The 15,223-nt window shown below is 53.5% G+C and carries 14 protein-coding genes; 2 read left to right on the forward strand and 12 right to left on the reverse strand.

All coding sequences use genetic code 11. The features are described 5' to 3' along the window. Positions 1–3: 3 nt before the first annotated feature. The 7 genes from wecC to trxA form a co-directional block, all read right to left on the reverse strand. Complete coding sequence (gene wecC / locus SOM48_RS21630) at positions 4–1,266, reverse strand: UDP-N-acetyl-D-mannosamine dehydrogenase (protein ID WP_320512972.1); 1,263 nt, start codon at positions 1,264–1,266, stop codon at positions 4–6. Beyond that, the gene (gene wecB / locus SOM48_RS21635; protein ID WP_289746708.1) at positions 1,263–2,393 is read right to left on the reverse strand and encodes a non-hydrolyzing UDP-N-acetylglucosamine 2-epimerase; all 1,131 of its coding nucleotides are present in this window, start codon (positions 2,391–2,393) and stop codon (positions 1,263–1,265) included. The genes wecC and wecB overlap by 4 nt, the downstream gene beginning before the upstream one ends. 55 nt (positions 2,394–2,448) lie before the next feature. Continuing rightward, complete coding sequence (gene wzzE / locus SOM48_RS21640) at positions 2,449–3,495, reverse strand: ECA polysaccharide chain length modulation protein (RefSeq protein WP_320512973.1); 1,047 nt, start codon at positions 3,493–3,495, stop codon at positions 2,449–2,451. A gap of 12 nt (positions 3,496–3,507) precedes the next feature. Further along, on the reverse strand, positions 3,508–4,611 hold the full coding sequence (wecA, locus tag SOM48_RS21645; RefSeq protein ID WP_320512974.1) for a UDP-N-acetylglucosamine--undecaprenyl-phosphate N-acetylglucosaminephosphotransferase: 1,104 nt from the start codon (positions 4,609–4,611) through the stop codon (positions 3,508–3,510). A gap of 244 nt (positions 4,612–4,855) precedes the next feature. Then, positions 4,856–6,115 (reverse strand): transcription termination factor Rho, encoded by a 1,260-nt coding sequence (gene rho / locus SOM48_RS21650; RefSeq protein ID WP_023479599.1) that lies wholly within the window; start codon positions 6,113–6,115, stop codon positions 4,856–4,858. 87 nt (positions 6,116–6,202) lie between these two features. Next, positions 6,203–6,301 carry a rho operon leader peptide gene (locus tag SOM48_RS21655; protein WP_124971653.1) on the reverse strand — a complete coding sequence of 33 codons (99 nt, stop codon included), beginning with the start codon at positions 6,299–6,301 and terminating at the stop codon, positions 6,203–6,205. Between the two features lie 161 nt (positions 6,302–6,462). Continuing rightward, positions 6,463–6,792, reverse strand: coding sequence for a thioredoxin TrxA (gene trxA / locus SOM48_RS21660; protein ID WP_023479590.1), 330 nt, complete (start codon positions 6,790–6,792; stop codon positions 6,463–6,465). Between the two features lie 144 nt (positions 6,793–6,936). Here trxA and rhlB point away from each other — a divergent pair, with 144 nt between their 5' ends. Together rhlB and gppA are read left to right on the forward strand one after the other, a co-directional pair. Continuing rightward, entirely contained in the window at positions 6,937–8,208 is a 1,272-nt protein-coding gene (gene rhlB, locus SOM48_RS21665; protein WP_023479570.1) for an ATP-dependent RNA helicase RhlB, read from the forward strand. A gap of 5 nt (positions 8,209–8,213) precedes the next feature. Next, a complete protein-coding gene (gene gppA, locus SOM48_RS21670; RefSeq protein ID WP_076770432.1) occupies positions 8,214–9,698 on the forward strand; it encodes a guanosine-5'-triphosphate,3'-diphosphate diphosphatase in 1,485 nt (494 codons plus the stop codon). Positions 9,699–9,749: 51 nt separating this feature from the next. Here the strand turns inward: gppA and SOM48_RS21675 are convergent, their stop codons facing one another. From SOM48_RS21675 to SOM48_RS21695, 5 genes are all read right to left on the reverse strand, one after another. Then, a complete protein-coding gene (locus tag SOM48_RS21675) occupies positions 9,750–11,378 on the reverse strand; it encodes a class I SAM-dependent methyltransferase family protein (protein WP_320512975.1) in 1,629 nt (542 codons plus the stop codon). A gap of 68 nt (positions 11,379–11,446) precedes the next feature. Then, the gene (locus SOM48_RS21680) at positions 11,447–12,391 is read right to left on the reverse strand and encodes a hypothetical protein (protein WP_320512976.1); all 945 of its coding nucleotides are present in this window, start codon (positions 12,389–12,391) and stop codon (positions 11,447–11,449) included. A 30-nt stretch (positions 12,392–12,421) separates the two neighbouring features. Beyond that, the gene (gene fabG, locus SOM48_RS21685; protein ID WP_042717929.1) at positions 12,422–13,162 is read right to left on the reverse strand and encodes a 3-oxoacyl-ACP reductase FabG; all 741 of its coding nucleotides are present in this window, start codon (positions 13,160–13,162) and stop codon (positions 12,422–12,424) included. A gap of 12 nt (positions 13,163–13,174) precedes the next feature. Then, a complete protein-coding gene (locus tag SOM48_RS21690) occupies positions 13,175–13,951 on the reverse strand; it encodes a MaoC/PaaZ C-terminal domain-containing protein (protein ID WP_320512977.1) in 777 nt (258 codons plus the stop codon). Beyond that, on the reverse strand, positions 13,948–15,222 hold the full coding sequence (locus tag SOM48_RS21695; protein WP_320512978.1) for a beta-ketoacyl-[acyl-carrier-protein] synthase family protein: 1,275 nt from the start codon (positions 15,220–15,222) through the stop codon (positions 13,948–13,950). Before SOM48_RS21695 ends, SOM48_RS21690 begins: the two co-directional genes overlap by 4 nt. Position 15,223: the final 1 nt, after the last annotated feature.

The following is a 15,223-nucleotide window of genomic DNA, read 5'->3' on the forward strand; positions in this document are numbered from 1 at the left end:
TCCTTAGCGCCAGACGCCTTTGGTATCGACGATCCACGGCTGCGAAATGGTGGCGGCATCGACCGCTTTAAACTGCTTATGGTCGACCAGCATCACCAGCACATCGGCCTGCGCCAGCGCATCCTGGGTGTTGACCAGCGTGCTGTGCCCGGCCATTTTCTCCGGCAGCGTGTCGATATTCGGTTCGACGACCAGCGTCTGGCCGCTGTGCCACTGGGCGATGTCATGCGCGATCTCCATCGCCGGGCTTTCACGCAGATCGTCAATGTTCGGTTTAAACGCCAGCCCGAAGCAGGCGATTTTAACCTCGCTGGCGCGCTTGCCGCTCGCAGTGAGGCAATCGGCGACGGTGGCTTTCACCTGGTTCAGCACCCAGTGCGGTTTGTGATCGTTCACTTCACGCGCGGTACGGATAAGCCTTGCCTGATCGGGGTTCTGCGCCACGATAAACCACGGATCGACCGCGATACAGTGGCCGCCGACGCCAGGGCCGGGCTGCAAGATATTGACGCGCGGATGGCGATTCGCCAGGCGGATCAGCTCCCAGACGTTGATCCCCTGATCGGCGCAAATCAGCGACAGTTCGTTGGCAAAAGCGATGTTAACGTCGCGGAAGCTGTTTTCTGTCAGCTTGCACATCTCGGCAGTGCGGGCGTTAGTCACTACGCACTCGCCTTCAAGGAAGATTTTATAAAGCTCGCTGGCGCGGGCAGAACACTTGGGTGTCATGCCGCCAATCACGCGGTCATTTTTAATCAGTTCGACCATCACCTGGCCCGGCAGCACGCGCTCCGGGCAGTAGGCGATATTCACGTCCGCCTGCTCGCCAGCCTGCTGAGGGAAGGTGAGATCCGGGCGCGCCTCGGCGAGCCACTGCGCCATCTGCTCCGTCGCGCCAACCGGTGAGGTGGATTCGAGGATCACCAGCGCGCCTTTATGCAGCGCGGGCGCAATGGATTTTGCAGCCGCTTCAACGTAGGCCATATCCGGCTCGTGATCGCCCTTAAACGGTGTTGGCACCGCAATCAGGTAGGCGTCTGCCGCAACAGGCGTGGTGCTGGCGCTCAGGTAACCGCCCTCCACCGCCGCTTTTACTACGCTATCCAGTTCCGGCTCAACGATGTGGATCTCGCCACGGTTAATGGTCTCCACCGCACGCGCGTTGATGTCCACCCCTACGACCTGCTTCTGCCGGGAGGCAAAAGCCGCTGCGGTAGGCAGGCCAATGTAGCCGAGGCCAATCACGGAAATGGTTGTAAAGCTCATAGTGTTACCTGATTGTGTTTAAGTGCGTGCAAAATTCGGCCACAAGCCTGCCCATCCCCGTAAGGGTTGTGCGCGCGGCTCATGGTCTGCCATGCTTCATTGTCATTAAGCAGGAGCGTGACCTCATCGACGATGCGCTGGCGATCGGTGCCTACCAGTTTTACGGTTCCGGCATCGACGGCCTCTGGCCGCTCGGTCGTGTCACGCATTACCAGCACCGGTTTACCCAGTGAAGGCGCCTCCTCCTGAATGCCACCGGAGTCCGTCAGGATCAGCCAGGCGTGGTTCATCAACCACATGAAGGGTAAATAATCCTGCGGCTCAATCAAAAAAACGTTCTCAACCGGCCCGAGAATGCGGTTTACCGGCTCGCTGACATTAGGATTGAGGTGCACGGGATAGACAATCTGGACATCATCATTCTGGGCAGCAATATCCGCCAGCGCGTGACAAATCTGTTCGAAGCCCTGGCCGAAGCTCTCCCGGCGGTGGCCGGTCACCAGCACCAGTTTTTTCTGTGCATCAAGGAAAGGGTAGCGGGCTGCCAGCGCCTCATATTGCGCGGGGTTGTTCATCACGCTATCGCGTACCCAGAAGAGCGCATCAATCACCGTATTGCCGGTAACAAAAATGCGCTCATCGTCGACGTTTTCCCGGCGTAAATTGTGCCGGGAGTTCTCCGTCGGCGCGAAGTGGTACATCGCCAGATGACCCGTAAGCGTGCGGTTAGCCTCTTCCGGCCAGGGTGATGACAGATCGCCGGTACGCAGACCTGCCTCCACATGCCCTACGGGTATGCGTTGATAAAACGCGGCGAGGCTTGCAGCAATGGTGGTAGTGGTATCGCCGTGAACCAACACGACATCCGGGCGGAACGCTTCAAGAATGGGTTTTAATCCCTGCAAAATACCGCAGGTAATTTCGGTTAGCCCCTGCCCGGGACGCATAATATTTAGATCGTAATCCGGGACGATAGAGAAGAGGTTCAGCACCTGATCGAGCATCTCCCGATGCTGTGCAGTGACGCAAACTCTTGCCTCAAAGTCAGGATCCTTTGCCAGCGCATGAACCAGCGGTGCCATTTTTATGGCTTCTGGTCGCGTGCCGAATACGGTCAGTACTTTCACAACGATTCTCTTTAATTAGAGGATGGAGGCATAGCGCCCCCATCTCAGACGGCGTTTAGTTCGAACGGCGACGTGCTAACGCCACCCCAGCTCCGGTTAACGCACCGACAATTCCCCACATAATCATCAGGAAAGCACGACGCGGGCTGTCGCGTTTCACCGGCTCTTCCGGTGTACGCAGATATCGATAGGTCTGAAAACGCGGATCCAGCGTCGGGCCGACGTTGAGGGTATTCAACATCGCCCGATTTTGATCATAGTCCAGATCGTATTGCGGCCCTACCGCCTGCAGGTTTTCCAGACGTGCCTGCAGCATCGGGCGACCAAGCATAAAGAGTTCGGAATCCGGCAACTCATCCGTCGGAATATCGGTCACATTGCGCGAGATATTGTTTTGCTCAGCGATTTTCAGCGCCTGCTCAACGTTGTGGACACGTCGGTTATAGATAGCTTTAGCGACCTCTTCCTGACGTTTCACCTGCGCTTTCATCTGAATAGTACGTGCCGCCCATGCGCCTTTCAGTTCATCGTTCAGATGGCTGGCGGCGCGCTGGCTGGCGAAAGCAATATATTGACGCAGCAGATTGTTTGCGTCCGGCGCGGTTTCGGCGATCAGTTTGACGTTGTCATTCTGGTTACGCACGACATCACCTGGCGTGTACTGGATATTATTGATGAGGTCGTCGAGCATCGCGGCATCCGCTTTGCTGTTGCCAACACGACGCTGCTTGTAATAGTCGGTTTGCGACCAGAAATCGCGACGCGTATCCCATGAAGCAACCTGCATAATAAACTCTTTATATGCTTCATCCATGACAGAGGCCTGATCGATGGATGCAGGATTTGCTTTGATATCAAGATTGCGCAAAAACTGCTGCTGTGAGTAATAACCGCCGAGCATGTTGACCGTCGGTTTATCAGCGATCGCCGTGGCACTCCACTCCTGCCTGGCGAAAAATGACCAGGTAAGCGCTATCAACGCGAAGAGCAGCGCGGTTCCCACGATCCATAGTTTTCCTGCCCACAAAGTGCGAAAGAGGGCTCGGATATCCAGCTCATTTTCAGTAGCCGCTGAAGGTGTTCCCATCAATGGTTGAGTCATCGCTTTCCCGGATTACTTGGTTAGTGTTGATTTAGACGCGCTGTTACGGCGCATTTTGCGTTTGATTCGCTTAACAAAACGCGCCACTTTCCACGCGCGCTTGATGCAGTAGCCGTATAAAAAAAAGGACAGCAAAAATAATGCCAACATTGCCCATTCGGGAACAATATGAATATACTCAGTTACCACACCTATGGAAGCAAACAGCGCTGCCGCAAGCGTAATCAATACAAACGCCTGACGTGAAGAAAAGCCCGCACGCATGATGAGATGATGAATATGTTGGCGATCGGGCGAAAAAGGACTCATACCTTTTCGCAGGCGCCGGAACATAATAGCGACCATATCCATTAAGGGAATAGCGATTATCCATAGCGCAGTGACAGGGCTAATGGCATGTGAAGGGCCTTGGGTGGTTTCCAGCAAAATCCAGATGATCGTAAAACCTATCAGCGTACTGCCTGCATCACCCATAAACACTTTATAACGACGTCCGAGCGCACCCAGATTTAATAAGATGTAAGGCAAAATAGCGGCGATCATCGCAAAGCACCACATGGCGAGGCTGCTTTGCCCGCTGAGCAACAGAATAAGGCCAATAGCGGCAAATGAGACGCAGGAAAGCCCGCCAAGCAAACCGTCGATACCATCAACCATATTGAAAGCGTTTATAGCAGCCCAAATAGCAAAGAGCGTCAGCAAGTAACCGAAGGGACCGAGCACCATCTCCCATGAGCCGAAGATGTATCCGAGACTATTGAGATGAAGATTCCCAAAAACCATCATAACAATAGCGATGGTTGCCTGGATGGCCGCACGTATTTTCACGCTGATATCAAAGCGGTCATCTAGCGCGCCAATGAGCACAAGTACACCAGCACAGTATAAGTAGAGCGAGGCATGAGGAATGTAGTAATCAGTGAGACCAAACGAGAAACACATCCCGGCAAATACAGAAATGCCTCCAACCAGTGGGATCAGCCCCTGATGCCGTTTACGAAAGTTGGGCTTATCGACCAGGCCGACATATCTTGCCACTTTGCGTGCACAAAACAAAAAGATGGTCGTGAACAGGAAAATACTGAGTAATTCAGTAAACGCAGTGAGTAAATTCACAATGCTTGCTCTCGGCGAATGTTAATCCCGGCAGTATAACGACGATGCCATATTCCACTGAAGGAGAAAGCAGGTCATTCGCTGGTGTTATTGTTTGTTTTTTAATCAAAACTGACATTGCTTGAATGAAATATCCTTTTTATGTTGGACAGCATTCGGCAATACCTGTCCCAGTGCCTATAGCGTATAGCCCACCAATGAAAAACGCCACGTAAAAACGTGGCGCTTCGGGGGTTTATTTAAATTAAGAGCGCTTCATCATGTCGAAGAACTCATCATTCGTCTTCGTCATAGCCAGCTTGTTGATGAGGAACTCCATCGCATCGATCTCACCCATCGGGTGAATGATTTTGCGCAGGATCCACATTTTCTGCAGCTCTTCTTGTGTGGTGAGCAGCTCTTCTTTACGGGTACCGGAGCGGTTGTAATCAATCGCCGGGAAGACGCGTTTTTCTGCGATTTTACGTGAGAGGTGCAGCTCCATGTTACCGGTGCCTTTAAACTCTTCGTAAATCACTTCATCCATCTTCGAACCGGTATCGATCAGCGCCGTCGCGATAATGGTCAGGCTACCGCCCTCTTCCACGTTACGCGCAGCACCGAAGAAACGCTTCGGACGGTGCAGGGCGTTCGCATCCACACCACCGGTCAACACTTTACCGGAAGCCGGAACAACGGTGTTATAAGCACGCGCCAGACGGGTGATGGAGTCAAGAAGGATAATGACATCTTTCTTATGCTCAACCAGGCGTTTCGCTTTTTCGATAACCATTTCAGCAACCTGCACATGGCGGGAGGCCGGTTCGTCGAAGGTTGACGCAACCACTTCACCTTTCACCAGGCGCTGCATTTCCGTCACTTCTTCCGGACGTTCATCAATCAGTAGCACCATCAGCACGCAGTCAGGATGGTTGTAAGCGATGCTCTGCGCGATATTCTGCAGCAGCATGGTTTTACCGGCTTTCGGCGGTGCCACAATCAGACCACGCTGACCACGACCGATCGGCGAAGCCAGATCGAGAACGCGGGCGGTTAAATCTTCAGTAGAGCCGTTACCACGTTCCATACGCAGACGAGAGTTCGCATGCAGCGGCGTTAAGTTCTCGAACAGAATCTTATTGCGCGCATTTTCCGGTTTATCGTAGTTCACCTCGTTAACTTTCAGCAGTGCAAAGTAACGTTCACCTTCTTTAGGTGGGCGAATCTTACCTGAAATGGTGTCACCGGTGCGGAGGTTGAAACGGCGGATTTGGCTGGGGGATACGTAGATGTCGTCGGGGCCGGCAAGGTAGGAGCTGTCTGCGGAACGGAGGAAACCAAATCCATCCTGCAGAATCTCCAGCACACCGTCGCCGAAGATGTCTTCGCCACTCTTTGCGTGCTGCTTCAGGATGGCAAAAATGATGTCCTGTTTGCGCATACGGGCCAGGTTTTCCAGCCCCATATTTTCGCCGAGAGTGATAAGCTCAGAAACCGGCGTATTCTTTAATTCGGTAAGATTCATAATGGTGTGGGTTCTTAAACTCGGGGTGATACTCGAACTTAATGTTGTGAATGGTATGGCAGGGTCATCCATGCCTGTTAGCGGCCATCAACTCATGTCTAATCGGTGCCTGGTCACAGGAGAGTACGCAGAACTGAAACGATAAGACGGAATGAGCGACAAGCCCGGAATCTGTCTACTTCTCAACGCGGCTGAGATGCTCAGCGGGAAGTATTGGGGTAACGCAAGGTTCAAACAACTATAGATATGTTTAGAACGAAGTCAAAACTAAATTAGCACGGCTGGGGTCGGGCGTCCAGCAATCCTGGCAATTTAGGATAGCTGGCCGCACCGGTGAGAGTCTGGGATTACGCCAGGTTAGCGTCCAGGAACTCTTTCAACTGACCTTTGGACAGTGCGCCCACTTTGGTCGCCGCCACTTCGCCGTTTTTGAACAGCAGCAGGGTCGGGATGCCACGGATACCATACTTCGGCGCGGTGCCTGGGTTCTGGTCGATGTTCAGTTTCGCAATGGTCAACTTGCCTTCGTACTCATTAGCGATCTCATCCAGAATCGGGGCGATCATTTTGCACGGTCCACACCACTCTGCCCAGAAATCAACGAGCACGAGCCCGTCCGCTTTGAGTACATCCGTGTCAAAACTATCGTCAGTCAGGTGAATAATTTTATCGCTCATATATAACTCCACAGGAATAAGCCTGGCATGTTGGTGTAGCATAAAACAGCAACGTGTTGATGCCACAATAGCCAACTAAAGGTTGACTTTATTTCACCGGATACGCTTTCGTAAAGCAATAGTAAGCTGATATTCTACCACACTATGAGCAAAACACATTTAACAGAACAGAAGTTTTCCGACTTCGCCCTGCACCCAAAAGTGATAGAAGCCCTTGAAACTAAAGGCTTTCATAATTGCACGCCTATTCAGGCTCTCGCCCTTCCGCTAACGCTGGCGGGTCGTGATGTTGCAGGTCAGGCGCAAACCGGTACCGGTAAAACGATGGCGTTTTTAACGTCAACGTTTCATTATCTCCTCTCTCACCCTGCAATCGAAGACCGTAAAGTTAACCAGCCGCGCGCGATTATCATGGCGCCGACACGTGAACTCGCGGTGCAAATTCACGCTGATGCAGAGCCGCTGGCGCAGTCGACAGGACTGAAGCTGGGTCTGGCTTACGGCGGTGATGGCTACGACAAACAGCTGAAGGTGCTGGAAAGCGGCGTCGATATTCTTATCGGCACCACTGGTCGTATGATCGATTACACCAAACAGAACCATATTAACCTGGGCGCGATTCAGGTCGTGGTGCTGGACGAAGCCGATCGTATGTACGATCTGGGCTTTATTAAAGATATCCGCTGGCTGTTCCGCCGTATGCCGGCAACCGACCAGCGTCTCAATATGCTCTTCTCCGCTACGCTCTCTTACCGCGTGCGTGAACTGGCATTCGAGCAGATGAACAACGCAGAATATGTTGAAGTGGAACCGGAACAGAAAACCGGCCACCGCATTAAAGAAGAGCTTTTCTACCCGTCTAATGACGAGAAAATGCGTCTGCTGCAGACACTGATTGAAGAAGAGTGGCCGGATCGCGCCATTGTTTTCGCCAATACCAAACATCGTTGTGAACAGATCTGGGGCAGCCTGGCCGCCGATGGTCATCGCGTTGGCCTGCTGACGGGTGACGTGGCGCAGAAGAAACGCCTGCGTATCCTGGATGAGTTCACCCGTGGCGATCTTGATATCCTGGTTGCGACAGACGTCGCGGCGCGTGGTCTGCATATTCCGGCTGTAACGCACGTCTTTAACTACGATCTGCCGGATGACTGCGAAGATTACGTTCACCGTATCGGCCGTACCGGTCGCGCAGGCGCAAGCGGCAACTCGATCAGCCTTGCGTGCGAAGAGTACGCGCTGAACCTGCCGGCGATTGAGACCTATATTGGTCACTCTATTCCGGTCAGCAAATACAACCCGGATGCGCTGCTCAGCGAACTGCCGCCGCCGAAACGCCTGACGCGTTCTCGCCCGGCTAATGGTCCGCGCCGTAGTGGTGGTGGCGCGCCGCGTAATCGTCGTCGTTCAGGTTAATTACTATGCTCGGTTCCGCCTCGCTCTACGCAGCTATTGATCTCGGTTCCAACAGTTTTCATATGCTGGTTGTGCGCGAGGTGGCTGGCAGTATCCAGACTCTGTCGCGTATTAAACGCAAAGTCCGCCTTGCGGCGGGCCTGAGCCAGGACAATCGCCTCTCTCAGGAGGCGATGGAGCGCGGCTGGCAATGTCTGCGCCTCTTTTCCGAACGCCTGCAGGATATCCCGCAACAGCAGATCCGCGTGGTGGCGACCGCCACGCTGCGTCTGGCCGTCAATGCGCATGAGTTTCTCGACAAAGCGCAGGAGATCCTCGGCTGTCCGGTGCAGGTAATCAGCGGCGAGGAAGAAGCCCGTCTGATTTACCAGGGCGTTGCCCACACCACCGGCGGCGCGGATCAGCGCCTGGTGGTCGATATTGGTGGCGCAAGCACGGAACTCGTGACCGGCACCGGGGCGCAAACCACCTCGCTGTTCAGCCTGTCGATGGGCTGCGTTACCTGGCTCGAGCGCTATTTCACCGATCGTCATCTGGCGCAGGAGAATTTCGACACCGCAGAGCAGGCGGCGCGCGAAGTGCTGCGTCCGGTCGCGGATGAGCTTCGTCGCCACGGCTGGAAAGTGTGTGTCGGCGCGTCCGGCACCGTGCAGGCGCTGCAAGAGATTATGATGGCGCAGGGCATGGATGAGCGCATCACCCTTGGCAAACTCCAGCAGCTTAAGCAGCGCGCGATCCAGTGCGGTCGGCTTGAAGAGCTGGAGATCGAAGGGCTGACCCTTGAGCGCGCGCTGGTCTTTCCCAGCGGCCTCGCCATTCTGATCGCCATTTTCACCGAAATGAACATTGAGAGCATGACTCTCGCCGGCGGCGCGCTGCGCGAAGGGCTGGTTTACGGCATGCTTCATCTGGCGGTTGATCAGGATATTCGCAGCCGTACCCTGCGCAACATTCAGCGCCGGTTTATGGTGGATATCGATCAATCGAGACGCGTCTCGATGCTGGCAGAGCGATTCGCCCAAAGCGTTTCAACAAGCTGGGATTTAGACGCCTACAGCACTGAAATCCTGCATGTCGCCTGCGAACTGCATGAAATCGGCTTAAGCATTGAATTTAAGCAGGCACCGCTTCATGCCGCCTGGCTAGTGCGTAACCTTGATTTGCCGGGCTTTACCCCCGCGCAGAAAAAGCTGCTCGCCACGCTGCTGCTTAACCAGACTAATGCGGTCGATCTCTCCTCGTTGCATCAGCAAAACGCCGTTCCGCCGCGCGTGGCGGAGCATCTCTGCCGCTTGCTACGCCTGGCGATTATTTTCGCCAGCCGTCGTCGTGATGATTTGCTGCCGGAAATCTCGGTCACCGCGCAGGGTGAACAGCTCACGCTGGCGCTGCCGCCGGGCTGGCTGGCGAGCCATCCGCTGGGCGCAGAGCTGATCGATCAGGAGAGCCAGTGGCAAAGCTACGTTCACTGGGCGCTGGTTATTCGCTAAGCACCTCAATCTATTGCCGCGAAGTCCTTTCGCGGCGATAAATCGATTACCCTACCTCACCTTTTTCGCCAGCGTCACGCTGAACAATCCCCAGCCATCTACCCGCTGAGTCACTTTGGCAAAACCGGCCCGCTTCACCATCTGGTCGATCTCACGCTGGGCGCGCCGGCGCAGTAACCAGAACGCTCCTTTTTGGTGGCTGGGCAATACGCGCGCCATCAGCGCCAGTTTTGGGTTCCACAGCTTGGTCGTATAGACCAGATATCCCCCTTTCTTCACCGCGTTGGCGAGGCCATTGAGCGAGGCCAGCACCAGGTTGTTATCGCTGAAGAGTTCATAGAAGCCCGACACCACCGCCAGAGTACGGCCGGCAGGTAACGTCGCGAGATCGGCGGGTGAAAAAGCATCGCCCTGCTCGAAGCGCGCGCGCTCATTTAACCCTCGCAGCAGCAGCAGACGGTTCCCCTCCTCCACATTGGCAGCATCAAAATCGCGCAGCAGAAGATGCTCCACCGGCGGCTCTATTTTTTCAATCGCGTCGAGAATATAGCGACCCTGGCCAGCGGCGATATCCAACAGGCGTACCACCTGACCCTGCTGCGCCAGAAGCGACGCCGCCATTGCGATCAGCGCTTCAACATGTTGTTTGCGCTGTCGCGTACAGCGCCAGCCAAGCGTATTGAGGTAGTAGCGATCCACCGCTCTGCCCACAGCGCCTTTACCCGTCGGTTGATTTTGATAGACATACTCCAGCGACGCGCCGGAGTCGAAACCGCTCTCCAGCCCTATTCGAATCCCCGAAGAGCAGCGCCCCAGCACGCGCAGCGCAAAATTTGCCAGCATCCAGTAGCCGCGCCGGAACAGAGCTTTTTCCGGCATACGTAACCTCTCATACTCCTCCCATGTTGCGCCCTGCTGCCAGGAATCAAATAGCGAAGGCACCGGGTGATGCTGAGAGAAGTGCAGCCGCAAAAAGGCGCGTGTCTGGGCCAGCATAGCCCTGTCCCATAACTGACCAGGGCAGCCGAAGCCGCTATCCGGCTTCATTAACACCGTTTTTGCGCTGCTACCCAAATTGGCATAAAAGGTCATTAACGTACCCGCAGCGGCCCTGCGGTCGGTTTGCGTCAACACAAGCTGCGTCGGTGTCGGCCAGGCGAATGCGCTGCGAAAGATACGCTGGCTGGTATAGCGCAGATCGCGCAGCGTGTTCCACGCCTTTGGCTTTTTAAGCAACGCCAATAAGAGATCGCGTTTTCTCAGCAAAAAGCGTGGCGAGAAGAGCGTAACGGAGCGGATCTCCGGGGCATAATCCACCATCCATGCGGCGATAACTACCGCGCACTCATGGTGCGCCATCAGGGCAATATCCTGCGTGCGCAGCCCGTGCTGCGTGGTTATATGCTCAATAAATTTCTGAAAATAATAGCTTTGTAGCGAGAGCACCGATGAACCATCGGGCGTCTCTGTGTTGATCGTGCCGGGGGTGAAATCGATAGCGAAAAAGGTACACTCCGGCAGCCCGAGTGCGGCAATTTTCTCTTTAAGATCCGCGTTGCGATACAACAACACGATGGCCGCCGCAGGTCCATTTTGCGCGCGCGCCGGAAAGAGCTGGTAAGGTATTTGCTGATTGTCATGGCTGACAAAGTGCTGCATCTGACTGGTCTGCGTCATCATCACTCTTCTGCATGTTATTCGCTGATGCCCAACGGGCGTCAGGCATCAGCGAGAGTAGAACGTTACCCTCAGGCACCTGCGCGAATACGCTGCGCGATCTTCTCTAACAAACGCGGCTCCCACTCGTTGTCCCAGCGTTCAACCAGCGATTTGCGGCGAGCGAGGATCTCCGGCTCTCTGGCGTTGAACCCTTCTACGATGTATTTCTTCGCCATCTGCTCGCGATACTGGTAGGCCACGCTGTTGGTGATCTGCTCAACGGTAAGCTCTTGGTTAAGCATTCTGGCGACATGCAGAGTTGAAAGCAGGACCTGGCTGGCAAGCAGGTCGCGGCTATGGATATGTTGATCGACTAAGGCGCGGGTCCAGACTTTCTCCTGATAAATAGTTTCGAACGCTTCGATCGAAACGCAGCAGTGCTCCATCTCTTCGGTGTAGTGATAGCCCAGTAAATAGAGCACGCCGAGGTTGCCAGACAAATTACTCACCAGTTCAAAGCGGCCGTTTTCGAACAGGTTTTCAAAGAAAGAGAGCCCGGTCATGCACACCTGGCTTTCAAATATCGCGATGCTGCGTACCGCCTCTTTAAAAAAGGCACCATCGGCTTTTTTGCCGTTGGCCTTATCGCGCTCGATGCCGCCGATAATCGGCTCGGCCATCTCTTTATAAGCACCGTACAGAAAATCATAAACGCGCGGGTGGAACTTCTCCCGAACCGGTGGAGCGATGCCTTTGGTAATAAAGTTATTGAGTTTCCGGTGTGCCGCCGCGTGCCTCTTTTCTTGCGTCACAAAGACGGCGAAGCGCTCATCCTTTTGCGGCGATCCCTGAATAAACTCATCGTAGTAATCACCAATGCGCTCACCGTAGAATTCGAAGAACTCCAGCACATAAGATGTACCAAGGCCAATAAGCGAAGAGACGGGATCGGGGTTCCACTGAAAATTAAAATTCTCATTCAACTCCATCACGCCATACACTTCCTGCGGTACCGCTCTTAATTTAAGATCCATACTCTTTTCCTCTTCATTTGAACGTCCTGATCAAATGGACAAGCCGCCGTCGATAACAAAGGTCTGTCCGGTGATATGTTTCCCGCCTCTACCGAGCAGAAAAGCAACCATGAGCGCCACATCTTCGGGCTGGCCCAGCTTCCTCAGCGGGGTCATTTTGACAAGCTGTGAAACGGCTTTTTCCGGGAGCGCCGAAAGCATGTCGGTCTTCACCGGGCCGGGCGCGATGCAGTTCACGCGAATATTAAAATTCCCCACTTCCCTGGCCAGCGTTTTGGTAAAGCCATACTGCGCGGATTTTGATGCTGAATAGTTCGCCTGACCGACGTTGCCGCGTAAGCCAGCCACAGAATTAATATTGATAATGCAGCCATCCCTCTGCATTAACATCTCATTAAGCAGACAGTGATTGAGATAAAAGAGCGAGTTGAGGTTGGTATTAATCACATCCAGCCAGTCATCCAGGCTCATAGTAAAGCTGAGCGCATCTTTAGTAATGCCGGCGTTATTAATAATCGCGTAGGGAGTGCCATGATTTTTACGCAATGTTTCGCTGAGCGCTTTCACCGATTCTACGCTCGCCACATCACAGGGGTAGCACCAGCAAACCTCGTGATTAACGTTAAGCGAGTGCATAAGCACGGCCGCAAGCGCGCTATTATTTTTGTAGGTGAAAACAACATGATAATCTTGCCGCACCAGCTCTTTGACAATAGCAGCCCCGATGCCACGGCTACCTGCCGTGACTAAAACCCATTTCTTGTTACCCATTTTGTTAATCCTTTAACTTTCCTGCGAGCGATCGTAAATTCTGGTTAAACAATCGATAGAGGACTGGAAAATAATCTCATCATTCTCCAGCACATGAATAGTAAAGGTGTTGTAAGCAGAATCCTTATCGATATAAATATCTTTATCTTCGACCAGATACTGGAGGTGAGAATAGTTTAATTCGCCGCCGGTAATTAATCGCTGGTGAACAAATATCTTATTCGCCACATGATAGGTCGTAATATTTCCTAAAGGATGATGTTTAGCTATTTTCTCAGCCTGCTTTTTAAAGTAGTCATCTTTGCGTTGATTAAAACAAATTGAAAAGAGCAACGTATCAAACATGACCCATTGATGGGTGATGTGTGGATAACAGAGCCTCAATTGTTCAAGGTGCGTCTGGATAGTTTGCCCGCTGACTGCCACAGGACAGGCGCATACGGGGGGATCCGGCGGCTTTTGCGCTAAAACCGCCGCCGTAATAGCGATATTCTGCGGATCACTGCCTACTTTAACCGCGACACTTTTTCTCTCCCCGTCACTCTTCACGCTTATCTCAACGTCCGTATCTATCGGCACCGGCTTTTTAATATAGAAATGGAGCATAGAGGTTTGCTCGAGGCTCTCTGCCAGCAGTAACTTCGCATCAAGCAAAGTGAGCATGCCCTGCACGATAATACCTTTCAGGCCATTTTTTATGGCAAAGGCTTTATCAAAGTGAACACGATTGCGATCGCCGGAGAATTGCGCCCAACGCTCGATATCTTGCGCCCCATAGCGTCTTATCATGCGGAGAACCTCTTCAGTACCAGGCAGCTGTTTGCTCCACCAAAGCCGTAATTCACATTCACAACGTGATCTAATTTCTGACCGAACAGATGGTTATTCGGGACATAGTTGAGATCGCACTTCGGGTCTGGCCGTTGAAGATTTATCGTCGCCGGGATCATCCGATCGGCCATGCTTTTCAGACAGAATATCGTTTCCGCCCCGCCAGCCGCGGCAATAAGATGGCCCGTATAAGATTTGGTGCTGGAGACCGGAATAGCCTGCGCCCGCTCGCCAAACACCTCCTTTAATACCAGTGTTTCGTTGTAATCATTCATCGGCGTCGAGGTACCGTGGGCATTGATATAGTCAATATCCTCAACCCCAAGCCCGGCATACGCCATCGCCCGCTGGATAGTGGTCACTCTGCCAATAAGATCGGGCGCAGGCGCGGTGAGATTGACGTAAGCATCGCTATGATTCGCATAGCCCACCACTTCACCGTAGATGGTCGCGTTACGCGCCAGCGCATCTTCCAGCCGCTCAAGGCAGACGGTTGCGGCGCCCTCGGAGAGGATAAATCCGCTTCTGTCGAGGCTGAAAGGACAGCAGGCCTTAACAACGTCCTGCTGCTCTTTCGACAAGGCACCAAGAATATCGACAGACCAGACGGTGAAAGGCTGCATCAGGCTTTCGCCGCCACCGGCAATCATCATGCGCGCTTTTCCGCTGCGGATAATTTCATAGGCATCGCCGATCGCAATATTACCCGTGGCACAGGCGGCAACCGGGCTATTTTGATAGCCCCTGAGCTTCCAGTTGACGGTGATAAGTGAAGTGCCGATGCTCGGCATCGAGTGAAAACAGCTGTGCGCCGATGCAGTCAGCGAATGGGGATCGGAATAGGCGTAATAGTTGATAGTTGAGCAATCAAACCCCGCCCAGCCGGTACCAAAGATGACGCCACAGTCGCATGGATCGTAGTGGGAGAAAATATCCTGCTCGTTACCGAAGGCCATGGTGATGGTCTCATCGGCGGCAATCAGGCCAAACTCGGCAAAACGCGGGGCGTTTTTAAGGACTTTTCTGGAGAAGCGGGAGAGATTAAGGAGAGAAGTTACCCGACCGAAAAATTTAGCACCGACGCCTTTTCCCGGGTCGTCCCATATTTCATACCCTGATTTTTTATCGCGTATCGCTTGCCATATTTGCTCGCTATTCTCGCCTAATGAGCAAATGGCGCCATAGCCGGTAATAACAACGCGTTGTCCGTGATGTGCAACAGTATCCATT

Source organism: Kosakonia sp. CFBP8986 (assembly GCF_034044935.1).
In the GTDB taxonomy this organism is placed as follows: domain Bacteria; phylum Pseudomonadota; class Gammaproteobacteria; order Enterobacterales; family Enterobacteriaceae; genus Kosakonia; species Kosakonia cowanii.